Source organism: Sphingobacterium sp. PCS056 (genome assembly GCF_023273895.1).
Taxonomy (GTDB): domain Bacteria; phylum Bacteroidota; class Bacteroidia; order Sphingobacteriales; family Sphingobacteriaceae; genus Sphingobacterium.
Genome location: NZ_CP096883.1, coordinates 4556333 through 4582713 on the forward strand (window position 1 = coordinate 4556333; position 26381 = coordinate 4582713).

A 26381-nucleotide genomic window follows, 5' to 3' on the forward strand; every position below is an offset into this window, starting at 1 on the left:
TACAATAAAAATAAAACGATATGTCATATTCGAAATTTACAAAACTACATCAACAGAATGATATTCTTATATTAGGAAATGTGTGGGATGCACAGAGCGCAAAAATTGCAGAGTCGTCGGGATTTCAAGCATTAGGAAGCTCTAGTCACGCGATAGCCAACTCACTTGGTTATGCCGATGGAGAGCAGATCCCTGTAGATGACTTACTATTTATGATCGAGAGAATTGTGAAATCAGTCAAATTACCTGTTTCTGTAGATTTTGAATCCGGTTATTCGGATGATCCTGATCAAGTAGCCAAGTATGTCAAGCAATTAACAGATCTGGGTGTTGTGGGAATTAATATTGAAGATGGAAAGGTTGTTAAATCGGTACGTAAACTGGGAAAATCAAACCTGCTCGCCGATAAAATTGCGGCAATTAAAGCAATGACTAAAAATGTATTTATTAATGCTAGAACAGATACCTACACGACCAAACACGAGAGTGCACTTGAAGAAACTATAAAGAGAGCACAAATATATAGTCAAGCGGGTGCAGATGGTCTATTTGTCCCCTTAGCAGAAAGTAAGGAAGATATTGAACAGATAGTCACTGCAACAACATTACCGCTCAATTTATTTTTAACGGACAAGCTTCCAAAAGCCGCAATTTTGGGAGAAATTGGTGTGAAGAGATTGAGCCACGGGGCGAAAATATATGAATATTTAGTTGCTAAAAACACCAAACTATTTCATGATTTTCTGATTAATCCAAATCTTCCAAAATAATATTTGATAACTCCGAAGGTTCTTAAAGGAGCAAGGTTCTTAATTCAACAATTTTTATTTATTAAATATATACTGCCTTCAGAAAGAGATAAACTTACTGAAGGCAGTTTAATATTGAATGATTGTAAAGCCGCAAGTAAGTTGACCAAGTGGTGTATCTTACAACGAAAATGACATCTTACAATTCTTCGCTTAACTGCTGTAAAGCTTCTTTAAACTTGATCGATTTAAAATTCATGGCTCCTACATGCTTATTCACCAAAAATCCTTTTTTATCTAATATAATTGTTGTTGGTATAGAACGGGTAGCTAGATCTTCGGGAATTGGTGAATTAATTTGATAGACTGGAATACTATATTTTCTTTTCTCCATAAAACGTATCGCTTTATTCATACTCCGGTCCATGTCTACTGCCATGAAAACAATATTTTTATTGCTTTTCAGCTCTACATATAATTGATTAAGTGCCTGCATTTCTGCTATGCATGGAGCACACCATCTCGCCCAATAATTGATCACTACTACCTTTCCTTTTAAATCTTGTAGATTGATCTCAATACCTGCATGATTTTGAAATAGTACATCATACATTCCTTTTGATGTGGGCAATGTATCTGCTATACCATCTGAGTCTATAAACGATGAGAAAAACAATCCAGCTGCCATGATAATCCAACTTAAATTTTTCTTATATACTCGCATATTACTTTAGATAATCTCGTACTAAAAATAGGAATTTTTAATCGCATTACCAGCATCAGCTGACGTCCATCGTCCTTGCGCACTAGGATCAAATGCAGCATGTTACAAAGTAGATTTAATTTTTATACCCTTTTCATTAAAGGATCATCTAATTTTATTATATATTCGCTATATTGAAATAAAAAAACTGTCTCAGGTAGCAAGAGTGGTCACTTTCAACTAACATATCAAATTTATATGGTTACAATAAACAATTACGAAGACTATAAATCCTATGAGGGTAAACTCTTGGGATTATCGCAATGGCATAAGATCGATCAGAAACAAATCAATAGTTTTGCTGATGCAACATTGGATCATCAATGGATCCATGTCGATAAAGAAAGGGCAGAATCTGAAGGACCTTTCAAATCGACTATCGCTCATGGATATTTGACACTTTCACTAATACCTTACCTCTGGAAACAGATTGCCGAGGTAAAAAATGTGAAGATGGAAATTAACTATGGTATCGAAAATTTAAAATTTGGTCAAGCCGTATTAGTTGATAGTGAAGTTCAGTTACAAGCAAAAGTAAAATCGGTTAACAACCTAAGAGGTGTCATCAAAGTTATTATAGAAGCAACATTATTGATCAAAGATCATGCGAAACCTGCCTATGTCGGTGATGTCGTGTTCCTTTATCATTTTATGTAATATTTAAAAACGCATTCATACTTTAGCATAGGTATGAATGCATTTTTATTATGCTGGTGAAACTATATTTTGTTTAAGTTTTTTATACATGTTTTTTAACGTTGGAGATAAAAAAATGATAATTAATATACAGATACTTATGAAGGACATCAATTCATAATAATCCATAGCATAACGAACGAAAGATTGATTCTTGACACGCTCCGTTACTAGCTTTACCGCAGTAGCCTGTTCACGAAATTGAAGACCATTTTCCAGTAGTTTAGTGGCTTCTTTATCAAAATAAGTTTGTAAAATAACATTGTTTCGTTGCAAATAATCTTGAAATATCTGTTGATGCTGATTACTTTCAAATAATTTGAAGAAATTTTGCAAGCCGATGCTACAGGTGTACCCGAAATACCGCGCTGCCAGACATATCGCTGCTGCCGAAACGGCAAAATGAGGCTTAACGCTTGCAATCGTAAATAATATAGTCGGTACCATGATTAGTCCTACGCCTATCCCATGTAGACAAAGGGGAATCCAGAAATAATAATCATTGCCTTTACTTTCAAATGAAAAGAACATGATCTGATGAAATGTTAGCAAAAAGCAATAACCAAGGATCCATATCCATTTCACAGATCGATGTGCAAGGATCCAGTACATAGCACATAAAACTCCTATAATAATTCCCAACATATTAAACCACTGCATATACGAAAGATGGATCGGATCCACCTTGAGTACCTGTAGAAAATATTGATTGGATACTGATAGGGAAAATCGTTCTATGTACATCATATAGAGAATCAGTAATCCTAGAAGAAATCGACGATTCGAAAAAATAGAAATTTTGATATAGACTCGTTTTAATGTCATTTGACGCAGAACAAAACATACTAAAAATGCGATTCCTATACCTAGTGCTAGTTGCATGTGCGCATCCCAGAACCAATATACTTCTTGACCATACACCATCATGTAACCAAAAGCAATAATGAGACCGCTGAAAAAGATACAACTTGGCCAATCCAATGAAAATAAAGGATAAGGTTTTACGTGGCGTATGGAGGTCATTGAGATGAATACCAACAGCAGACCTGGTAAAAAAGCCAAAGCGGCATAGAGGTATAATTCATCAAAATTAAATGAATCTATAAATTCTGCAGTTACAAAACTGTTAAAAGGGGAACTACAGAGTAGCATTCCAAAAAAAATGGAATAACTGACTTCTTTAGCCCGCTCGCTGTTTAAGCATGAAAATATCATCGATATGGAGAGATTAACAGCACTTGCAAACAGCATGCCTTGGATAAAACGTAAGCCATAGACCCACGTAATATCGGTAATACGATACATCAAATAACAATTCAAAATCTGCAATAGATTGAATATAATACAATACTGCTTAACAGGAAAAAAGAGAAAAAACCGACGTTCTAAGATGTAAAATCCAACAAATCCGGCATAAAACAGAATAATCAAAAATTGTACATCACTGGGTTGGGAACCATAGTACCCCGCTGTAACCTCCACATTGGCTCCTGGTAAAAAGAATAAAACCATACTCGGCATTAAACAGCTGAATAAAATTAATTTAATAAGCCATTCTGGAACCCATTGCTTAAATATTGATTTCACTATTTCTTATGTTTAGCAATAGATACATTGACATTCATTCCCGATCGTAAGACTTGTTCACCTTGTTTTTTATCTAATTCAATTCGTACAGGAATGCGCTGTACGATCTTTACAAAATTGCCGGTAGCATTATCTGGTGGTAGTAAAGAGAATGACGATCCAGTTGCAGGAGATATTGAAATAATTTTACCCTTAAACACTCGGTCTGGGTAAGCATCGGCGATGACTTCTACTTGATCATGAATATGTAGAAAACGCAACTGTGTTTCCTTAAAATTTGCTGTTACCCATGTCGGTGTTTCTGCGTTTACTATAAAACCCAATACTTCGCCTGAGCTAATCATTTGTCCTTCTTCAATACTTCGCTTACCGATCATACCGTCATATGGAGCACGGACTATTGTATATCCGACATCCAAATGTTTGCGTCCAGCAGCAGCTGATAATCTATTTTTCTCGGCATTCACTACTGTTTTCTGAACTTCGACATCATGCACCCGCTCTTGTGATGCTTGCAGTTTATGTTGCAAAGCTGCCAATTCACTTTTATAAACGTCCAAAGTCGCTTTTACGGCCTCCAGTTGCTGTGCAGTAGCAGATTTCTCTTCATAAAGAAATTCATACCGATCAAACTCCAACTGCTGCTTAGTGACACGGGCTTCGTTGGCTGCAATAGATTTTTTCAAAGATTCATGCTCCTCCATCAAAATGTGTTTTTGACTACTCAAAACATTCATTTCTGCATGTTCCTTATAAACCGAAGCATTCGCCTGATCTGCCTCATATTTATATTCGCGGTTATCAATAATTAGTAAAGTATCGCCACGTTTTACAATTTGATGGTCTTGGTAATGTACAGAGACTACATAGCCCCCTATTCTAGAAATAATGGGATTAATATATTGTGTTACCTGAGCATCATTGGTATAAGCATAATTGAGTCTTATCCATAAAGTACGTACTCCCCAAAATAATAGCGCACACAAAACAAAGACAGCGATCCAATTGGTAGCTGTTGTCAACTTAGCATCGGTCAATAACCAACGAGATTTAGGTTTCATTTAAATAGTACCTTTTAAAAATTCAATAAAATAATAGTGCTTTTGTATGGCGATTTTAGCAGTTTCTAGTTCAAACAGGGTTTTGAGATACTCCATATCTGCATCTAGCAAATCAGTTACCAAAGCAGATGACTTGAAGTACCTATTTTTGATAATACGTGCATTCTCTTTAGCGAGACCCACATTTTTGATACATACATCACGCTGCACACAAGCTAATTTGTAATCTAAATGTGCTTGCAGTAATTGATTTTGGATCTGCTCCTGTTCCAGGTGATGTCTTACCTCCTCGCGTTCCAAAGAAATCTTTGCCTCTTGTACGATATGTTTATTGCGATAAATGGATGAAATTGGAATTTTTAATTTAAGCCCAACAATTCCTAGATTGTACCAGCTATTATTGTAGGGATAAAGCATGATCTGGGGGTTCGCAAATGTAAAATTTCCTATCAAGGACAATTCAGGAAGGTAATTTGCTTGTGACTGTTTAATCGCAAGTTGTTTTAGCCTAATTTCTTGTTCTGACTTTTGAAGGCTAAAAGCGTGGTATTGAGCAAATGACCAGGCATCATCGTAACTTTCGACCGTAAGCTTAAAATCGTGAGGAATCGGAATAATCTCAGCGTCAACATCAATAATGAATTTTAACTTCTGATTTAATGCTTGGATATCGTGAGCAATTTGAACGAGCAAGAGTTCACGCTTAGAAAGTTCTAGCTCCATACGCAATACATCACTATGTAGTACCACACCTGAATGATACAGATTATTAATTTCTTGTAATTGTGCCTTTTGATCCCCGATATCAGATTCAATAAGTTTTTTATCCATATAAGATCTTTCCAGAGCTAAGAATAGGTTACAGACATCTAATTTGATACGTGCTTTATCATTTGCCCATTCAATTGAAGCTAGCAGCTCTTCTAATCTTCGAGATTCAATTTTCATTAAATCTTTATGTCCATTATATAGATTTAAATAAAAATCAACTCCTGTATCGTATAAATAATGGATTACATCGTGTTGACTAGGTTTATTAAAAATGCCTTGATCATATATCGGCATATTGGTTGCATAACTTGCAGACCCTCGTAATGAAATTTCAGGGAGTAACTCCATTCGTTGCTGTTTGACAGCTAAATCGCGTTCTTCAATTTGCAAACGAGATTGCTCTATTTGCTTGGAATTCAGTAATGCTTTACTGATGATGTCATCCAAAGAAGTTCTTAAAGTATCAGATGCCTTTGCACCTGAGATAGCAAATGATAACAACCCAATTGTTAAAATCCGCTTTACCATTCTGGTAATAAATATCACTTTTGTATCTATAAAAATTTTGCGTTGCAAACATAGAGACTATTTCGATAAATAATTTCTTCACAATTGCCAATATATTATGCATAAAAGACAAAATTAAATAAATACAAGTGCTTTAGATCGATTTAAGACAAACGAGAATGTGTAATATATTCTTTTAAAGAAAATATAATTCAATATTAGAAATAAATAAAGTTATATATGTGACTTGTTGATCATTATAATCGATAATAAATAAAATAAGGTTTGTTAAATTCAATAGAATTTTAACAAACCTTATTTTATAATTACTAATTAGGTGTAAATCGTTCAATTTGAACAATACTACTTTTTGGACATCGTTGCGACATTGTGTTTATATTTGACTCTGAAACAGTTGTACCGCAGCGTGCTTAACATTTAAACCTTAATCAAAATCAAAGAAATCAGAAAGAAAGGATTTCTTCTTTTTAGGATATTGTTGGTGTTTGTGCTGTGTATCGTGATGATCTCCACGATAATTTTCTCTATAATCGGATCTTTCGCTATGTTGCTGTGTGCGGAGAGGACGATCTTCATAACCAGTGGCAGAAACTTTATTTTGATCCGCAGCGTATGACATTAACTTATCCAGCTCTCCCTTGTCTAACCACACGCCTCTACAGATTGGGCAGTAATCTATTTCAACTTGATGACGCTCTGTCATCAATAGCGTTTCGTTACAATTTGGACATTTCATATTTTTCTTTTTCTAATTTTCCAATCAATTAAAGAGCAATTTAATCAAATTAATGGTCTACTTATCTACTCCTAACTAGTTTTCACATTATTTAACAAGAACCATGATGCGATCAGATTGTATTCAATTCAAAAACCTACAAAAATATGGTACATGTAGGATAAAAGTTAAAAAAAAGTGTATCAAGTAATGATTTACAACTGTTAGTATGTTAGCTTAAAGCTATATTAAAACAAATAACCCTGTCGCAAAGGATAAAAAATAAAATCCGTACAACAGGGTATATATGGGTAGTCATCGTGTCAACGATCTTTACTTTTGAGGATCCAACGTTATCTCGTAAACTTTAGGGTCATATTTCATCATTGCACCAGTAGCAGCGTCTACACCCCAACCAATTATCCCAATAAAATTTAAAACAGAAACTGGATTAAAAGTAGTTTCTGGCTGAAACATTTTAAATTCATATCCCTCTTTCTTTAAGGTTACTGTTTGGCCACTAAAACCTTTCTTAAGTCTAACCGCTACAGGTGTTATTCCTCTATCAAGTCCATCAACTTCGACTTTAGCCCCCTCTGGAAATGTTTTTATGGTCACTGTCTGTTTGGTACCTGTAAAAAGAGTCGCGCAAGAAGTGAGTGTAACAATTGACAATGATAATAGTAAAATTCTTTTCATAATATGCTTTTTAAAATAAAGCACAAAGATATAAAACGAAATTAATTATTGTTAAAATAATTAATAATTCATTCAAATAAATATCACAATATTTTAGTTATGTTATCCATGATAGGTGAAGACTAATCAACAACATGTTCTGATGAAGATCTTTACCTGAAATTTACAGGCTTATTTATCATGTCATTCATCTCAAATTCAGATGACCTTTACACATCTCAAAAACGAAATACAATATGAACAAAATAGAATAATATGAGTTCATGGATAATGACTTAAAATAGTCAGTTATCAGCCTCATAATAACATAATAGACAAACTCATTACTTTGTAATACCCATAAAAACGTAATAAAAATTATAGAAATAAACCTTATCTTTGCAGCATGATTAATGTATCAAATCTTTCTCTTCGTTATGGTAAACGTATACTATTCGAAGATGTCAATTTAAAATTCACACCTGGTAATTGTTACGGTATTATCGGTGCCAATGGAGCTGGAAAATCAACTTTTTTAAAAATTGTTTCTGGTGATATTGACCCTTCTACGGGTTCAGTTGCTTTCACACCTGGCGATAGAATGTCGGTCTTAAGCCAAGATCACTATGCTTTCGACGAATTTACGGTATTGGAAACGGTTATGATGGGAAACCAAGAACTGTACAAAATCATGAAAGAGAAAGATGCTATCTATATGAAAGAGGATTTCTCGGATGCTGATGGCGAACGTGCAGGTGAATTGGAAAGTTTATTTGCAGAAATGGATGGCTGGAATGCGGAATCCAATGCGGCAACACTATTGAGTAGTTTAGGTATTAAAGAAGAATTTCACTATAAATTAGTTTCAGAAATTGATGGTAATCAAAAGGTACGTGTTTTATTAGCACAAGCTTTATTTGGGAAACCAGATATTTTGATTCTCGATGAGCCTACCAACGACTTGGATATTAACACGATCGCTTGGCTGGAAGATTTCTTAGCTACTTATGAAGCAATTGTATTGGTCGTATCCCACGATCGTCACTTCTTAGATGCAGTCTGTACACATACAGTGGATATTGACTTTGGTAAAATGACGATCTATACAGGTAACTACTCTTTCTGGTACGAATCGTCACAGTTAGCGTTGAAACAGCGTACTGATCAAAATAAGAAAACTGAAGATAAAGTAAAGGAATTACAAGAATTTATCCGTCGATTCTCAGCCAATGCATCGAAATCTAAACAAGCGACTTCTCGTAAGAAAGCTTTAGATAAAATCAATATCGATGAGATCAAACCTTCTAACCGTAAATATCCTGCTATCATGTTCAATACCATGAACAGAGAGCCGGGAGATCAGACCTTACAAGTAGAGGGATTGGGTAAGACCATAAATGGTGAAGTTTTCTTCAAAGATATTACCTTCATGATCAACAAAGGTGATAAAATTGCGGTTTTGGGAGCCAATTCATTAATTACTTCAGCTTTTTACGATATCATATCGGGTCGCGATAAAGATTACGAAGGAGATATTAAATGGGGTATTACCATTACTCCGGCAGATATGCCAATGGACAATTCTCCTTTCTTTGAAGGTAGGACTGAAAACCTTGTCGATTGGTTAAGAGATTATACCACAAATCCTGATGCCGATGAGCAATTCATACGTGGATTCCTAGGTAAGATGTTATTCTCGGGAGAAGAAGTATTGAAAAAATGTTCTGTATTATCAGGTGGTGAGAAAATGCGTTGTATGTTCTCAAGAATGATGCTACAAGGTGCAAATTTCTTAATCTTTGATGAGCCAACCAATCACTTGGATTTAGAATCCATCACAGCTTTGAATAACGGTATGGTAGATTTCAAAGGTTCAATGTTGTTCACTTCTCGTGATCACGAATTAACTGAAACAGTAGCTAATCGTATCATTGAATTGACTCCAAAAGGTATCATCGACAAACTGATGACCTATGATGAATATATCAATAGTGAAGTCGTACAAGCACAACGTGCCGAAATGTATAAATAAGCATTTCATATTATTACAAAAGGGAGAGGTCTTGATCAAATAATCAAGACCTCTCCCTTTTTATGTCGCTCATACTAATTTGAATAAACTCCGAAATCAGCTAAATGAGAGTAAAAGAAATTTCCCCAAGAGCTCGTTGACTCAATCTTTAAATAGCGCGTACTCAATACAGAAGGAAGATCAACATTAATCCAGCTACCCGATACTTGTATCAATTGTGCCGTTTTCACTAATGTCCAAGTTGTACCATTCGTACTCGAATAGATATTGATATCTTTCATTGCGCCGTTGAGATTATCACGATTACGAAAAGCAAGACCTTTTACAGAACGATTTGCTCCCATATTAACAGAAAAATAATGGGGCTGCGGCGTTTGTGCAGAAGACCATGGAGTATGCCATATCGTACTTCTATTTTTATCCAAAACATTACTTGCAGGAGCACCATTTTCTTGACTATCAGCAGCTATGATCGACCAACCTGTAGTAGGCAATAGATCGTGAACCACAACCTTGGACAAATCAGGTATACTATTGACAAAATTATATAGGTAACTGTAAGTCGAACGGCTTCCATTTTCATGCATAAAGCCAATTCTCAATTGATACTCGTTAGTTAAATCGTAAAAATCAGCTAGTGGACATTCGAATCTAAAACTATCAACTCCAATAACCTTTGCTGCCCATTGTACCGCATCGTAGTCTTGATTGCCTCCGTAAGGAGTTCTATCATGCCAGATAACAACATCTTTTACAGGTTTAGTGGCTGTAAATTTACCTGAGACAACGATACTATTGTTGGTGTAAGATGATGACAATGAAGTAATATCGACAGATGCGGCTTGATACCAATCTGTACGTGTCACCGCACTAAATACTTGGCTATTGTTAAAGGTTGCAGCTGTCGCTTTTGTCAATGATGTCGTTGAAAGTCCATAAGTGGAGTTACCACTTCCCATTAAAGCGGTACCCAATGTAGGTGCTAGCGTTTTATTCATACGATTATGACTAGCATTTAGACCATGTCCCAACTCATGAATCATTCCCCCTATCCAAACTGTTGCTTTCCATCCGATATCTCCCCCTATTCCTAAGTTTTTCGCATCTAAATTGACATAGTCCAAAGCATAACAGGTGGTTCCTGTTCCGTAAAAAGGAGGACCCCCAGGATTTGCCGGATCTGTATTATAAGTTGGGATAATAATTAAGTTATGTTCACTCTTTTTTGCCGTAGGATTTAAGGCATAGTATGCGTCTACTTCAGCCTTTACAGCTCCAGATCCACCTTCATAGGGATAAGTAGCTTTACCAGAGTTACCTGCAATGTAAATAACATGAATAAGAGAATCATTGATCAAGTCTAAACCAAAAGATTTTCTTCCAAATCCCTCACGATCCATGTTGTCTGCAAACATGTTTTGGGCATCTAGTAATATTTTACTTAAACGCTTTCTGAAATTTGGAATAGAATCCACATCGTTTGGTACAAAGTAAATGACATTTAATTTGTAAGGATTATTGCGCCACTCATTGGTCAAACCAAGTGTTTGGCTTTTGTTTACAACATAAAGGGATTCATCATTATTAGCTAAATCTTGTGTAATATCCTTACAGGAAAAAACGGTTAGTAGTATCAAACTACATAAAAGGTAAAATGATTTATTCTTCATATTTAATGTTTAAATGGTATAAACCTAATTTAGAAAAGACAAATCATTTTATAAAAAATAATTTAAAAAATATAATATTTTACTTAACGCAAACGATTGTTTTTCATCTCAAATTAAGTATTATGTAACAATATTATTGTAACAATGATTCAGAATCAAAAAATTAATTAGTACTAAACAAAAATTGCAGTAGTGTTGATAAACAAAAAGATTACAAAATTTTACTTCACCCGGTGTGTATAATAATGATTCATCTAAGAAATCTAAATTCTACATTTTTATTTCTGGTCGATGAGAAGTAAAATTTCTGTAGTAACAATCTTTTACAACAGAATTTTACTTTTATAAAATAATAACAATAATATACTCCTATCTGTTCTACTATCTTCTATTTTAGTCCAGTTGAAATCAAAAATTTCAGTTCTAAAAGATAAATTATTTATTATATGAACAGATCAAAAAATCTTGCTTTAAAAGTCATAGAAGTACAATAAAACAAAATTATAAACCCTCTATTTCAGCTCATTAAAAAAATAAAAGGACTATTATTTGAAAATAAATTCTATAATATGAAAACAAAAAAATATATTTGTCTACCAAATCGATAGATTTAATATTAAATATGAAAAGAACTTTACTAACCTTTACCGTTGTAGCCATAATTGGACTTACGAAAACAACCCAATCATTTGCTCAGGGTTCTAACATCATTGAATTGACAGGGCATATCATTGATCAAAATACGAAGGAACCGCTACCTGGCATTACCGTTACGATTCAAGGAACCGTTAATGGTACTTCTACAAATAATCAGGGTGATTTCAAATTGAATACAAAAGCAAAATATCCTTTTACTTTAAAAGTATCAGGTGTTGGTTTTGAAACAAAAACCTATGAAGTCACTGGACCACAATCAAATCTCAATCTGTCCTTACTTACTCAAACTATATTAGGCAAGGAAGTAGTTGTTACGGCTTCGAGAACTCAGGAAAGTATCTTAAAGTCTCCTGTATCAATTGAAAAACTGGATATTAGAGCTATCCGAGAATCGCCAGCTCCTAGTTTTTACGATGCCCTTGAAAATGTTAAAGGGGTTCAAATGACCACATCAAGTATTACCTTCAAAATCCCTAATACCAGAGGTTTCAATATTCCCAACAACTTTAGGTTTGTGCAGCTCGCCGATGGTGTGGATATGCAAGCCGCTACCCTAGGCGTGCCTCTTGGAAATGCTATTGGCCCAACTGAATTGGATATTGCGAGTATTGAAATAACTCCTGGTGCTTCTTCTGCTCTATATGGTATGAATGCCATTAATGGAATGGCTAATCTATTGACAAAAAATCCGTTTTTGTACGAAGGATTAAGTGTATACTCGAAAAATGGACTAAATCATACCGGTGGTACTGGCCGCGAATTGAGTAATCTAACCGAAAATGCCGTACGTTTTGCTAAATCTTTCAATAATAAATTTGCATTTAAGGTCAATCTTAGCTACTTAAGAGGAACTGACTGGCTTTCTAATTCTTATCAGGATCAAAATCCAAACACACTAAACACAGCAAATCCTAGCTTCCCAGAACTTTCAGGAAGTAATAATCCCGCCTACGATGGCTGGAATATTTATGGTGATGAAAATAATAATGCTGTAACCCTTTCTGGTTTGAACATTAATGGTAAAGCAAACCAATCTCTTATTGTAAGACGTACAGGTTATAAAGAGGAAGATCTTTCAAAGCCTACAGTTGAAAATTTAAAATTTGACGCTGCACTACATTACCGTTTAAACGAAAATGCCGAATTATCATACAGTTATCGATTTGGTCAAATGGATGGTGTATTTCAACGGGGAAACAAAATTCAACTCGACAATGTGAAGGTCCAAAATCATAAATTAGAATTGAAAGGAAATGACTACTCCATCAAAACTTATATTTCTACAGAAAATACAGGTGACTCCTATAACATCAAACCATTGGCTGATAATCTCGATGTAACACATCTTTCGAACAATGCATGGCGTGACTTGTTTAAAAACTCATTACAGACACAATTAAATTCGGGTACTTCACTGACCGAGGCACTACAAAATGCGAGAAAAATTGCTGACAACGGCCGTGTAGAACCAGGAACAAAAGATTTTGCGGATTTAAAAAATACCATTACACAAATCAACAATTGGGATCATCTAAACGCTGGAGTTGCCACTGGAACGGCAACTGGTGGCGCTCAACTGAAGCAAATGAGTAGAACTTATCATGCTAATGCTCAGTGGGATTTAAGCAAGCACATCAATATCTTCAATTTGCTTGTCGGTGGAGATGCAACTATTTACGAAGTCATTCCAGATGGAAATAACTTTGTTGATTTTAAAAGACCAATTGCCGAACGTAGCCAACCGTTAGCGAATGGCTCTTTCGGTGATCAGGTTTATTATAAAAAATTTGGCGGCTTTGGTCAGATCACCAAATCATTATTAGATGAAAAATTAAAACTTTTTGGATCACTTCGAGTCGATTATAATCCCGAATTCACAGCTAAAATAAATCCTAGGCTCGCAGCAGTATATACCCTAAAAGAAAAACATAATCTTCGAGCATCATTCCAAAATGGATATCGCTTCCCCGCACTCTTCGAAGCATTATCATTTGTCAATAATGGGAATGTACGTCGCGTAGGAGGACTTTCCTATATTAATGAGGGTCTTGGATATTTAGACAATTCGTACACATTACAGTCTGTCAACGCATTTAATGCAGCAGTCAATAAAGATGTTGCAACTGGATTAACATCCAATGATGCAGCTCTCAAGAACCGAGGCCTACTGACGGTCACAAACCTGAAAGCGACAGAGCCAGAAAGTATTAAATCTTTTGAAATTGGTTATAAAGCAGTCCTTCTTCAAAATAAATTAGCAATAGATTGGGATCTCTATAGCAATGTGTACAATGGATTTTTGGGACAAGTAGAAGTTGCTGTTCCTGCTACCGATAAAATAAACACAGATGCATCTGTATTGGATATGCTAGCCAGCAATAGATCCAAACAAACGCGTTACCGTGTCTATACGAATGCAAAAAATAGTTATAACAATTACGGTAGTTCTTTAGGGATTACGTACAATTTCAGCGGAAATTATACAGTAGCTGGGAATATCAACTATAGTGACATCACAAAAAATAAAGATTCTGATCTTTTTGTTACCGGATTTAATACGCCAAAGTGGGCGACAAACCTTTCGTTTGGAAATAGACAGATACTGCCAAACTTTGGATTTAATGTCGTCTGGAAATGGCAAGATGCTTTTAATTGGGAAAGTCCACTTGTCAATGCACGTGTGTCTGCATATCATAATATTGATGCTCAGGTGAGTTACAAAATGTCAAAATCAACGATAAAACTTGGCGGAAGTAATATACTGAATAATCATTACATTCAATATGCAGGAGGCCCCACTCTTGGGGCTCTGTACTACATGGCTATTACTTTTGATAATATCTTAACAAAATAATATTCCCTCCCCTTCTATTATATTTGGTTTAATCCTCCTCATCTCTCGATGAAGGAGGATTTTTATTGTCGGATGGTTATTTTAAATAAAGTCCGAAATACCAAGTCCATGCAATTAAAATAAGTTGCATCGGAAGCCTTTGAGCATACAGGTAATTCATACCTGGCCCTGTGTAGTCGGCTTTAAAAATATTGATCATTTTTTTTGAAGAGTTCACATTAGCTATAAAAACTACAATAAAAAAGATGATTAACAATATTGCTGTTGTAGCTCTTAATGACGGTATCATCAAACCTACACCTGCAGCAATTTCGAGTACACCAGTTAGATATACAAAAAAAAGTTTTGCTGGAATAAATTCAGGGATCATCATCACCATACCCTTTTGGAATCTGAAATGTGAAAGGCCTGTAAAAATGATGAAAACAGCCATACCCAGGTTTCCGGCAAACAAAAAATCCCAAACACCATATACTAATTTTGTGCCTAGTAGAGCAATGAAAAAAGCGGTAAAAAGAATAAGTAATAATTTCATAAATCTTCCATTAGTTTGTTCTGATAGCAACTGCTGATAAACCTGGCAAAGTTGATAACAAGTTTTACAATAACAACAAATAACATCAGGAATTGTTACATCCGTTTTTTTAAATACAACTGTGAAATATTTTCGAAACAAGGTTTTCCGATGACGTTTATTCGTATTTCGCTCTGTAAGCGATCACCATTAATCTTCATTAACAAGCATAAAAAAGCAGCAGTAATCTACATTACTGCTGCTTATATGAAAAGTTTGCAATGACTTTAGTGTAAACTTGAAGTATCGACCTTATTTTTACCTTGTTTGATCATCAATACAAAGGGCACACAGACTATAAATAATAATCCGATATACAAAAATACATCCATATAAGATAAGACTGTTGCTTGTTTCATCACCGACCCCTCTAGTAATTGGTATGCCTTTGCCAAAGCTTCATTAGGAGTGAATCCTTTTGCCACAAAACTGGCCTGTAGCTGATTGATTCTTTGTTGCACTTCAAAATTAGTTGGATCAAGATGTGCAATTAGATTGACGCGGTGACTTTGTGTAAACCTGGAGATAAAAGTAGTAATCAATGCAATACCAAATGAACCACCCAACTGGCGCATCATACCTGTAAAAGCAGCACCTTCACCAATACTTTTCCCTGATAGGGTCGATAGTGATAAAGTCATCACGGGCACGAATAATAAACCGAGCCCCACTCCTCTAAAGATCAAAGGCCAAAACATATGTTCAGCACCTGTATCATTGGTCAAGCGACTGTACATTACGAATGAAAAACCAAAGAAAACACAAAGTCCTAGGGCCACCATGTATTTCTGGGGAACACCATTTTGAATCATCTTCCCTATGAAAGGCATCATAAACCCCGTCATGAGGGAGCTTGGGATCAGGAGTAATCCTGCATCCGTAGCCGTCCAACCTAAAATCGATTGGGTGTAAATGGGAATGACAAACGTCGATCCAAATAAGCCAAAGCCCAAAATGAAACTCATTACGACACCCACTTGCAAGTTTTTATCCTTTAAAACCCGGAGATTAACAATAGGCCTGTCATAAGTCAACTCCCGCCACACGAAAAAGAGCAATCCCAAAACAGAAGTAATGGATAAGACAACGATAGTCCTATTAGAAAACCAATCATCCTGCTGTCCATGTTCAAGTACATATTGTAGCGAACCGATAAACATGATAAGGAAAATCATACCCCACCAATCAACATCTTTAGCTGCCTGTTTTTCTCCATATTTTGGACTCTTAACAAATGAAAGCGTTAAAAGAACAGCAATAATACCTAAAGGTACATTGATGTAGAAAATATAAGGCCAAGAAAAATGATCTACGATGTAACCACCTAGCGGTGGACCTAAAGTGGGTCCCACGATAACTCCCATCCCGTAAATAGCTTGTGCCATACTCCTTTTAGCCGGCGGATAACTTTCTGTAATAATAGTCTGAGCGGTGACTAACAAAGCTCCTCCACCCATACCTTGTATAAATCTAAAAAATACAAGTTCCCAAATATTAGTCGAGTTACCACATAAAAAAGAAGCAACCGTAAAAATGATAATGGAAGCAGCAAAATAATTTTTGCGACCAAACTGTTGCGATAGCCAACTTGTCATGGGAATCACGATAACATTTGCGATCGCATATGCCGTTATCACCCAAGCGATATCCGTCAATGTGGCACCTAATGTTCCTTTCATATCATTGAGAGCAACATTGACAATCGTAGTATCTACAATCTCCAATAAAGCACATAAAACGGCTATAATGGTAATGATTACACGTCGATACCCATATTCAATGAGGCTATCTTGATCAAGTGTAGCTGTCATAATTTTATTTTAAATGAACGTCAACATCTGCATTCATCCCTGGACGCAATAAAGCAATATGATCTGCGGTGTTAGCTTTTGTAAGTAATATTTTCACAGGTAAACGTTGTACTGTTTTTACGAAATTGCCCGTTGCATTATCTGGAGGTAACAACGAAAACCGAGAACCTGTTGCTGGTGAAAATGAATTGACTTCACCCTCAAATTCAATATTGGGATAGGCATCAACGATGACTGATACTTTTTGCCCAATTCGAATATCATTCATTTGTGTTTCCTTAAAATTAGCAACGACCCAAGTTTCATGATTATCGACGATGTAAAATAAAGCAGCACCCGGATTAACCATTTGTCCTGGTCTAATTTTAACATTGGAAATCTGACCATCTGCAGAAGCAGTTACGACCGTATAAGAAAGATTCAACTTAGCGGCATCAACAGCAGCCCTCGCACGATCTATATTTGCTTGTGCTACGGCAGTTTGTTTACTTGCAACATTTGTTTTACTAAGTACCGCTTCACGCTGCGAATTAGAAGCATTACGTTGCTGCTTCAAAATCTCCACCTGCTTCTCCGCTTCCAACTTAGTTGTTAGCGCTTGTTCATATTGCTGTTTTGTGATCGAGTGATTGTTGTACAAGTTTGAATATCGGTTGAAATCATTTCGAGCTTGTTCTGCACGAATTTGAGCAACATCAATACTACCGATATTAGAGCGAACTGTGGCATCAGAGATTGCAACATTTGCAGAAGTAGCGTTTACATCTGCTTTTGATACCTCAAGCGAACCTTCTGCACCTAACAAAGCTGCTTCAGCCTCCTTTACTTTAATTAAATAATCTTGGGTATCTATTGTAAATAAAGTATCACCTTTTTTCACAATATCATTATCTTTCACATAGACCTGAGCAATATATCCCCCTACTTTTGGGATAATCGGATTCATATTCTTATCCACCTGTGCATCATCAGTAGTCTCATGCGATTGACTATGTATGTATTTATAACCTCCATACCCTCCTCCAACTAAGATAAGAGCAATAAGAATGAAGACAAATTTCTTATTTGATGGTTTCTTTTCTTCTTGATTTTCCATTGATATTTATAATTATTTTGTTGTTAATTGACCATTTACTAAAAGCAAATCATAATACTTTTCAACCGTATTAGCCTTTGAAATGGCTAAATTGATTTTTGATTGTAATTGCTGTACATCGGCTTCCAACAAATCATCGGTATCCGCTACCCCATTATCGTATTTATCTTTTACGATCCGATAGTTTTCATTTGCTTGATTGACGGCTTCTGTATATAACTGATTTTGAGAGATTGTTAAGTGATAATTTTCATTTGCTTGCTGTACTTGGACTCTAATTTTATCGTTCATCATCACAACATTTTCATCCACTTGATTTACTTGATTGCGCGCAATGTTGACATTTTTCTTATTTTTATAAAGTGATCCGATATCATAAGATATTCCAACCCCAACATTCACAGCATTTTTAACAGTAATCAAATTATGCACATCCAATGCAGCATACCCGCCTGTCAAAGCAATTTTTGGTAAAGCATTCGATTTTTCAATATTTACTCTATTCAAAGCAATATCATGTTGTGCTTGAAGCGCTTTCAATTCATTTCTATTGGTTAATGCGGTAGTGGCGTCTGAAATATCTGCTATTATTGGTGCTTCATCCAAATTGATAGCAGGGACTTTAGTTGCTTCATCCAATTTCAAGAAATTAACCAACTGATAATTTAAAACAGTAGCGTTCTTTTGCGCTTCCTGCAAAGCAACTTTGTAATTCGACAATTGCAATTCCGCTTTTAAAAGATCATTGCGCGGAATAATACCATTTGCTTCCATTGCCTTAAAATCGGCAACACGCTGTTCAGATCTTTTGATATTTTCTTCCATCAAAAGTGCTGTTTGCTGCGCCTTATATAAGTTGATATACAAATTGATGCCCTGCTCAGCCAATTGATCCTTCAAGGCTAGTGCAGAAAACTCCTCGGCTTTGACAGCATTGCTAGCCGCTGCAATACTATTTTTGATCTTACCCCCTGTATAGATCGGCATACTGACCGAAGCTTGACCAAGTAACAGTTGATTTGCCTTAATACTCATGGGATCTGAAGACGACGACATCGGAATCTGGAATTTGACATCCGGAGAAGTCATCGCTAAGTATTGTCCACTTAACTTAGCGTCTGGAAGTAAGGTATTCTTTGAAGCCTCCAATTCCAATTTTTTACCTGTGATTTTTGTTTCTGAAGCTTTTGCTTCTAAACTTTGTGTCTGCGCAAGATGAATAACCTCTTGCAAAGTAAGGGGAGTACTTTGCTGTGCAAATGCTACGCCTTGTAGACAGAAAAGTAAAAGTGTAAACTTTCCTATTTTAGTATTCATATGTTAATAAAGCTTTAATCGTTCTTTGTAAATGCGTTACTAAAGTAGATTCCATATATTCACTATACTCCTCATCTGTAGTAATATTTAATTCTGATTTTAAAAATGATCGATTCATCTGGAAATTCATAAAAGTACCCATCATCGTTGCATGTATCAGGATAGGATCATTACCTGAACGAAACTCACCTGTATCCACGCCTTTTTGAATAATACTCGAGATAACATGTAAATTATGAACCTTCAAATTCTTGTAAGAATCAGAAAGCATCAGTCTTTTCTTTACGCCCGCTTCTATAGCAATGATCTGATAAATCGCTAAACTGGAATTCATATATTTAATATATGAGCTCACCATTTCATCCAATATCTCCATGACAGGAATCGTCAACTGCAAAATACTTTCATCCATTTTGAATTTTTCAACCCGGTAATCAAAAAGATCATCTAGCAATTTGTCTTTAGATCCAAAGTAATAATTGATCATAGCAACATTAACCTGAGCTTCATGTGCAATATCACGGACAGAGGTACCATCAAAACCATTTATTGAAAAAAGCTTTTCTGCTACATGCAATATCTCTAACTGTTTCTCACTAAAATCCATTTTTTCTTTTTTTTAAACCGTGTGCAAATTTAAACAAGTGCTTAATTTAAACAAGCGTTTAATTTAAATATTACAAAAAGATAACATTACATGCAAATAACTGAAAACAAGGACACTAAACACACTTAACACTGCCATAATAACAAAAAAAACCTATCTCAAAATAATTGAGATAGGCTTTTTTACAGTTAATCTTTATATTTTTCTCTCTTTCGAAAGAAGTGATTATGTTAGTTAAGTATTGTAAATATCAATTCCGTCAATATATCCTTAGTATTCGTATTACTTCCGATATTCATTCCCTTAGATTTTAGATCAGCATCTTTCAAAGCTGCAATAATGGCAAATGTTTTCCTACGATTATAGTTGCGGGCAGCAAGTTCATATTCTTTCAGAAAAAATGGATGCACCCCAAGCTCCTTTGCTGCTGTACTTTTGTCAACAATATAATGATACTTTAATATCTTAGTAAAATACCCTGCAATAGTACCCAGGACTAAAACCAATGGATTGCTTTTAGGGTTTGCTGCGAAATAATCAACAATTTGATAAGCCTTGAATGCGTTTCTTTTGGCTAAGGCAGTATTCAGTTCAAAGACATTAAAATCTTTAGAAATACCAATATTTTGTTCAATATCAGAAACAACGATCTCCCTTTCTTTCGGGACATTGAGCATCAGTTTATTTAACTCATTGACAATTTTAGAAAGTTCTGTACCTAAATATTCCGAAAGCAATGCAGCAGCTTGGGGGTGGATATTCCATCCCTGTTCTTTGATAAAGGAAATAACCCAACTGGCTACCTTATCATCATAAAGTTTATTAGATTCAACAACAAGACCTTTTTTTTCAATGGCCTTATACAGTTTTTTACGTTTATCAAACTTCCCATATTTATAATCAAATACCAATACAGTAGATGCTGTACACTGTTCTACATACTTCAGCAAAAGTTCGTCATCTTTCCATTTCAGATCCTGCGCCTCTTTAATAATGATCAGTTGATGGTCACTCATCATGGGATAGCGCTTAGCTGCACTAACAATAGTTGAAAAATCAGTATCTTTTCCATATAATACGGTTTGATCAAAACCTTTTTGAGCATCATTAAGAACAGTATGCTCCAAAGCATCACTGATGACATCAATAAAATAACTTTCCTCACCGTGTAGTAGGTACACAGGTTGAAATTTACGTTTTTTAATGTCTGTTAAAATAGGGCTGATATTCATGATGCCCCTAAATTACAACTAAATTGATGAACAGTAAAATTTGTCATGTGGAATCCGCTTTTAACGTTATTAGGTGTAAAACAAAAATTAGTATATTTGCCATATGTTTAACCCCATTCCGTTAAATTTACCGCCATATCCAGCGAAGTTGACTAAAGAAAATGAAACGATTTTCATTTTTGATGACCTGCGGAAAAAGAAACTTGTTTTAACACCTGAGGAATGGGTGCGTCAACATTGGATTCATTATCTTCACCTTAATAAAAAGTATCCTAAATCCTTGATGAAAATTGAAGGTGGTTTAAAATTAAATGATCTTCAAAAACGGAGTGATCTATTGATCTACAATAATCGAGGTGAAAAAATAGTTTTAGCGGAATTTAAAGCTCCACACATTAAAATTACACAAGCGACCTTCGAACAGATCGCCAATTACAATTCTATCCATAAAATTCCGTTACTATTAGTAAGCAATGGATTAGAGCATTACTATTGTAAGATTGATTTTCAAAATAGCTCATTCCTATTTATAGAAGAGCTCCCTAGTTACGATCAACTTTTAATAGAATTGTAACTCAGATGTAAAACAAATCGTGCAGAGTATTTATTATTTAAAATATAGTTTTATATTAGTCTTATAAATTTGAATCACAAAGAATATGAATATAGATAAAAACGAATTCAGAAAATATGCCATTAAGCATCATAGAATTGGAAGTCAACATGTTGATGGTTTTATAGCACGCGCACAAGTAAATACACCTACAAATTTGACTCCATACATTGTAGAAGAGCGTCAATTAAATGTAGCTCAAATGGATGTGTTCTCACGTTTGATGATGGATCGTATTATTTTCTTAGGTGATGGTATTAACGATCAAGTAGCAAATATCATTCAGGCACAATTGTTGTTTTTACAATCAACAGATGCACAACGTGATATTCAGATCTACATCAATTCACCAGGTGGTAGTGTATACGCTGGTTTAGGGATTTATGATACGATGCAATATATTGCACCAGATGTAGCGACAATCTGTACAGGAATTGCTGCTTCTATGGGTGCTGTATTATTAGTTGCTGGTGCAAAAGGAAAGCGCGCTGCATTGAGACACTCACGTGTCATGATCCACCAACCTTCAGGCGGAGCTCAGGGTGTTGCTTCAGATATGGAAATCAATCTACGTGAAATGATGAAATTAAAAGAAGAGCTTTACACCATCATTGCTGATCACTCTGGACAGACTTATGAATGGGTAGAAAGATCTTCTGACCGCGATTATTGGATGAAAGCTTCTGAAGCAAAAGACTTTGGAATGATTGATGAGATTTTACTTCCTAAAAAGGAGATTATTAAATAGTAATGGCTAAAAATAATAACAGTGGTGTTCATTGTTCATTCTGCGGGATGAGTAAAAATGATGCCCAAATGCTTATCGCCGGAGATGGCGCTCACATCTGTGATCGTTGTATCAACCAAGCTGGCGAAATTCTAGCAGAAGAATTGAAACAGCGCAAGAGTAAAACATTACAAACTGCGTTAAAGTTAATTCGTCCGTTAGAAATAAAAGAACACTTAGATCAGTATGTGATCGGACAGGACGACGCTAAAAAAGTGATCTCTGTTGCTGTGTACAATCACTACAAACGGTTAAATCAAAAAGTTGATAAAGATGAAATCGAAATTGAAAAATCAAATTTGATTGTTGTAGGTGAAACGGGAACAGGTAAAACTTTATTGGCTAAAACGGTCGCTAAAATTTTAAATGTGCCTTTCAGCATCGTGGATGCGACAGTTTTGACAGAAGCTGGTTATGTAGGTGAGGATGTGGAAAGTATTTTGACCCGTTTACTCCAAGCTGCTGATTATGATGTTGCTGCTGCTGAACGTGGAATCATTTATATTGATGAGATCGATAAAGTTGCACGCAAAAGTGATAATCCGTCGATCACTAGAGATGTTTCTGGAGAAGGTGTACAACAAGCGTTGTTGAAAATCTTAGAAGGCACAGTTGTTAATGTTCCGCCTCAAGGTGGACGTAAACACCCTGATCAAAAAATGATTGCTGTCAACACCAGCAATATTTTATTTATTTGTGGTGGTGCATTTGACGGTATTCAAAAGAAAATCGCCAATCGCCTACGGACACAGACAGTGGGTTATCGCATGAATGAGGATGATGCAGAGATTGATTTAAAAAATCTATATAAATACATCACCCCTCAGGATTTGAAAAGTTTTGGATTAATTCCAGAATTAATTGGAAGATTACCTGTATTAACGTATTTAAATCCATTGGACAAAGAGACACTATTGAGTATCTTGACTGTACCTAAAAATGCGTTAATCAAACAGTACAGAAAATTATTTGAATACGAAGGAATTGAATTAATATTTGATGCTGAAGTTTACAACTTTATTGTAGATAAAGCAGATGAGTTTAAACTTGGAGCTCGTGGTTTAAGAAGTATATGCGAGGCTATTATGCTCGACGCAATGTTTGAAATTCCTACTTCAAAGGAAAAGACCAATCAAAAAGAATTGCATATCACCTTAGAATATGCCATGAAAAAATTTGAAAAGTCGGACATCAAAAAATTGCAAGTCGCTTAAAAAAATCCCTCGCTAATCGCGAGGGATTTTTTTTAACCATATGAATTATTCAGACCGCTCTTCCTTCAATTGAGGTTAAATTATTAAATAGATGAATTATGGCAAAAAGTAAAAAAAATGTTGATACCCCTATCACACCTGGTTTAAAATCTAAAGAAGAAATCGTTCACAACTGGTTGCCACGCTACACTGGAAGACCGCTGGAAGAATTTGGAGATTATATCTTATTAACCAATTTTTCAAAATATGTCACTATTTTTTCAGAGATGCATGACGATGCGCCAATCTATGGAGAAGATAAACCAATGCAGAGTGTGACAGCAGGTGGTATTACAATTATAAATTTTGGTATGGGAAGCCCCATGGCGGCAACTGTAATGGATCTATTATCAGCGATCTCACCAAAGGCAGTCCTATTTTTAGGAAAAACTGGCGGATTGAAAAAGAAAATCGGTGTTGGAGAACTCATTTTGCCGATTGCAGCCATCCGAGGTGAAGGCACATCAAACGATTATTTCCCCGCAGAAGTACCGTCATTGCCATCCTTTGCTTTACAAAAAGCAATCTCAACGACTATTCGTGATCATTCCCGTGATTATTGGACAGGTACAGTATACACGACCAACAGAAGAGTCTGGGAACACGATAAAGACTTTAAAAAATATCTAAAGGCAATACGTGCTATGGCTGTGGATATGGAAACGGCAACTATTTTCAGTGTCGGATTTGCTAACAAGATTCCCACAGGTGCATTATTACTAGTTTCCGATCAACCGATGATTCCTGAAGGTGTAAAAACAGCTAATAGTGATGTGAGTGTCACAGCTAAGTATGTGGATGCGCATATCAGTATTGGAATAGACGCACTTAAACAACTTAAAAATAATGGGTTGACTGTGAAACATTTGAAATTCTAAGAAACAGACTATTTTTGGTATTTTTGTACAAACAAACAGTAAATTTATGTGGTATAATAACATTTTAGAAACAATAGGCAACACCCCTCTTGTTAAACTAAACAAAATAACCAAAGATCTCAAAGGAACTATTCTAGCCAAGATCGAGACCACCAACCCAGGCAACTCGATCAAAGATAGGATGGCACTCAAAATGATTGAAGATGCAGAGCAGGCGGGTTTATTGAAACCAGGAGGAACAATCATTGAAGGAACTTCAGGAAACACGGGTATGGGATTGGCCATGGCAGCAGTTGTCAAAGGCTATAAATGTATTTTTACCACTACAGATAAACAATCGAAAGAGAAGGTCGATGCTTTACGCGCTTTTGGTGCCGAAGTGATCGTATGTCCTACAAATGTCGATCCCGAAGACCCACGGTCCTATTATTCGGTATCAAGCCGCTTAGAACGCGAAGTCCCTAATAGCTGGAAAGCTAATCAATACGATAATCCTTCTAATGCACAAGCACATTACGAACAAACTGGTCCCGAAATATGGGAACAGACAGAAGGAAAAATCACTCATTTGGTTGTTGGTGTCGGTACTGGCGGCACTATTTCAGGTGCAGCTCGATACCTAAAAGAACAAAACCCAAATATTAAAATATGGGGCATTGACACCTATGGTTCTGTATTCAAAAAATATAAAGAAACAGGTATTTTCGATAAAAATGAAATATACCCCTATATAACGGAAGGTATAGGTGAAGATTTTCTCCCAGAAAATGTTGATTTTAGTGTAATAGATCTTTTTGAAAAAGTTACCGATAAAGACGCGGCATTGATGACAAGAGAATTAGCGCGTAAGGAAGGTATCTTTGCCGGTAATTCTGCAGGATCAGCATTAGCAGGACTTATTCAACTAAAAGACAGTTTAAAAGAAGACGATCTCGTTGTCGTCATCTTTCACGATCACGGATCTCGATATATGGGCAAAATGTATAATGAAGATTGGTTGAGAGAACGTGGATTCTTAGAAGACGAGAAACTAAATGCAAAAAGTATCTTAAAAAGAAGAGGCGAACAGGCCATTGTTACTGCAGATGTACAACAAACCGTATTCGAAGCATTTAATTTCATGAAAACGCTCAATATTTCTCAGATCCCTGTCACGCAACAAGGTATGGTTGTTGGTAAAATAACAGAGTCGGATATTTTAAGTGCATTATTGGAAAATCCTGCTCTCAAATCATCTTCCGTGCAAGATGTTATGACAAAACCGTTTCCATTTGTTGACTTAAAAACATCGATTGATAAAATATCAGCACTGATCAATAAGGATACACAAGCTGTATTAGTAGAGGATGAGTTTGGCAAAATCAATATCATCACGCAATATGATATTATCAATGCAATATCGGAAGCGTAATTAAATAAAACTGCATAAAAATAGCCTTATTGTTTTATCAA

General features: G+C 35.6%; 22 protein-coding genes. 9 read left to right on the forward strand and 13 right to left on the reverse strand.

Translation table 11 applies throughout. The features are described 5' to 3' along the window. Nucleotides 1-20 precede the first annotated feature (20 nt). A complete protein-coding gene (locus MUB18_RS19120) occupies nt 21-770 on the forward strand; it encodes an isocitrate lyase/phosphoenolpyruvate mutase family protein (RefSeq protein WP_248754262.1) in 750 nt (249 codons plus the stop codon). Nucleotides 771-948: 178 nt separating this feature from the next. Here the strand turns inward: MUB18_RS19120 and MUB18_RS19125 are convergent, their stop codons facing one another. Beyond that, a complete protein-coding gene (locus MUB18_RS19125; protein WP_248754263.1) occupies nt 949-1473 on the reverse strand; it encodes a TlpA family protein disulfide reductase in 525 nt (174 codons plus the stop codon). A gap of 237 nt (nt 1474-1710) precedes the next feature. Between MUB18_RS19125 and MUB18_RS19130 the strand changes: the two genes are divergently transcribed. After that, nucleotides 1711-2169 (forward strand): MaoC family dehydratase, encoded by a 459-nt coding sequence (locus tag MUB18_RS19130; RefSeq protein WP_045752336.1) that lies wholly within the window; start codon nt 1711-1713, stop codon nt 2167-2169. Nucleotides 2170-2217: 48 nt separating this feature from the next. Here the strand turns inward: MUB18_RS19130 and MUB18_RS19135 are convergent, their stop codons facing one another. The 5 genes from MUB18_RS19135 to MUB18_RS19155 all read right to left on the reverse strand — a co-directional run bounded on the left by MUB18_RS19135 (nt 2218) and on the right by MUB18_RS19155 (nt 7569). Further along, nucleotides 2218-3795 (reverse strand): hypothetical protein, encoded by a 1578-nt coding sequence (locus MUB18_RS19135; RefSeq protein ID WP_248754264.1) that lies wholly within the window; start codon nt 3793-3795, stop codon nt 2218-2220. Beyond that, nucleotides 3795-4856 (reverse strand): HlyD family secretion protein, encoded by a 1062-nt coding sequence (locus MUB18_RS19140; RefSeq protein ID WP_248754265.1) that lies wholly within the window; start codon nt 4854-4856, stop codon nt 3795-3797. The genes MUB18_RS19135 and MUB18_RS19140 overlap by 1 nt, the downstream gene beginning before the upstream one ends. After that, entirely contained in the window at nt 4857-6155 is a 1299-nt protein-coding gene (locus MUB18_RS19145) for a TolC family protein (RefSeq protein ID WP_248754266.1), read from the reverse strand. A 424-nt stretch (nt 6156-6579) separates the two neighbouring features. Then, nucleotides 6580-6891, reverse strand: coding sequence for a zf-TFIIB domain-containing protein (locus tag MUB18_RS19150; RefSeq protein ID WP_248754267.1), 312 nt, complete (start codon nt 6889-6891; stop codon nt 6580-6582). Between the two features lie 312 nt (nt 6892-7203). Next, nucleotides 7204-7569, reverse strand: coding sequence for a PEGA domain-containing protein (locus MUB18_RS19155; protein ID WP_045752340.1), 366 nt, complete (start codon nt 7567-7569; stop codon nt 7204-7206). A gap of 385 nt (nt 7570-7954) precedes the next feature. Between MUB18_RS19155 and MUB18_RS19160 the strand changes: the two genes are divergently transcribed. Beyond that, nucleotides 7955-9580: an ABC-F family ATP-binding cassette domain-containing protein gene (locus MUB18_RS19160; RefSeq protein ID WP_045753903.1), complete on the forward strand. Its 1626-nt coding sequence runs from the start codon at nt 7955-7957 to the stop codon at nt 9578-9580. 74 nt (nt 9581-9654) lie between these two features. Here MUB18_RS19160 and MUB18_RS19165 read toward each other — a convergent pair whose 3' ends face one another. Further along, the gene (locus MUB18_RS19165) at nt 9655-11250 is read right to left on the reverse strand and encodes a discoidin domain-containing protein (protein ID WP_248754268.1); all 1596 of its coding nucleotides are present in this window, start codon (nt 11248-11250) and stop codon (nt 9655-9657) included. A 622-nt stretch (nt 11251-11872) separates the two neighbouring features. Here MUB18_RS19165 and MUB18_RS19170 point away from each other — a divergent pair. After that, a complete protein-coding gene (locus tag MUB18_RS19170; RefSeq protein ID WP_248754269.1) occupies nt 11873-14761 on the forward strand; it encodes a TonB-dependent receptor in 2889 nt (962 codons plus the stop codon). 76 nt (nt 14762-14837) lie between these two features. Here MUB18_RS19170 and MUB18_RS19175 read toward each other — a convergent pair whose 3' ends face one another. The 6 genes from MUB18_RS19175 to holA all read right to left on the reverse strand — a co-directional run bounded on the left by MUB18_RS19175 (nt 14838) and on the right by holA (nt 21398). After that, entirely contained in the window at nt 14838-15437 is a 600-nt protein-coding gene (locus MUB18_RS19175) for a hypothetical protein (RefSeq protein ID WP_248754270.1), read from the reverse strand. Nucleotides 15438-15562: 125 nt separating this feature from the next. Further along, nucleotides 15563-17146 (reverse strand): DHA2 family efflux MFS transporter permease subunit, encoded by a 1584-nt coding sequence (locus MUB18_RS19180; protein WP_045753899.1) that lies wholly within the window; start codon nt 17144-17146, stop codon nt 15563-15565. 4 nt (nt 17147-17150) lie between these two features. Beyond that, a complete protein-coding gene (locus MUB18_RS19185) occupies nt 17151-18242 on the reverse strand; it encodes an HlyD family secretion protein (RefSeq protein WP_248754271.1) in 1092 nt (363 codons plus the stop codon). 12 nt (nt 18243-18254) lie between these two features. Beyond that, nucleotides 18255-19559: a TolC family protein gene (locus MUB18_RS19190; RefSeq protein WP_248754272.1), complete on the reverse strand. Its 1305-nt coding sequence runs from the start codon at nt 19557-19559 to the stop codon at nt 18255-18257. Beyond that, entirely contained in the window at nt 19549-20166 is a 618-nt protein-coding gene (locus tag MUB18_RS19195) for a TetR family transcriptional regulator (RefSeq protein WP_045753896.1), read from the reverse strand. The genes MUB18_RS19190 and MUB18_RS19195 overlap by 11 nt, the downstream gene beginning before the upstream one ends. A 230-nt stretch (nt 20167-20396) precedes the next feature. Then, on the reverse strand, nt 20397-21398 hold the full coding sequence (gene holA / locus MUB18_RS19200) for a DNA polymerase III subunit delta (RefSeq protein WP_045753895.1): 1002 nt from the start codon (nt 21396-21398) through the stop codon (nt 20397-20399). Nucleotides 21399-21501: 103 nt separating this feature from the next. On the opposite strand from holA, the gene MUB18_RS19205 reads away from it, so the two are divergent. The 5 genes from MUB18_RS19205 to MUB18_RS19225 all read left to right on the forward strand — a co-directional run bounded on the left by MUB18_RS19205 (nt 21502) and on the right by MUB18_RS19225 (nt 26340). Next, complete coding sequence (locus tag MUB18_RS19205; RefSeq protein WP_045753894.1) at nt 21502-21972, forward strand: type I restriction enzyme HsdR N-terminal domain-containing protein; 471 nt, start codon at nt 21502-21504, stop codon at nt 21970-21972. Nucleotides 21973-22057: 85 nt separating this feature from the next. Further along, a complete protein-coding gene (locus tag MUB18_RS19210; protein WP_045753893.1) occupies nt 22058-22759 on the forward strand; it encodes an ATP-dependent Clp protease proteolytic subunit in 702 nt (233 codons plus the stop codon). A 2-nt stretch (nt 22760-22761) separates the two neighbouring features. Then, nucleotides 22762-24012 (forward strand): ATP-dependent Clp protease ATP-binding subunit ClpX, encoded by a 1251-nt coding sequence (gene clpX, locus MUB18_RS19215; protein ID WP_045753892.1) that lies wholly within the window; start codon nt 22762-22764, stop codon nt 24010-24012. Nucleotides 24013-24110: 98 nt separating this feature from the next. Then, a complete protein-coding gene (locus tag MUB18_RS19220; RefSeq protein WP_045753891.1) occupies nt 24111-24929 on the forward strand; it encodes an AMP nucleosidase in 819 nt (272 codons plus the stop codon). Between the two features lie 46 nt (nt 24930-24975). Continuing rightward, nucleotides 24976-26340 (forward strand): pyridoxal-phosphate dependent enzyme, encoded by a 1365-nt coding sequence (locus tag MUB18_RS19225; RefSeq protein WP_045753890.1) that lies wholly within the window; start codon nt 24976-24978, stop codon nt 26338-26340. Nucleotides 26341-26381: the final 41 nt, after the last annotated feature.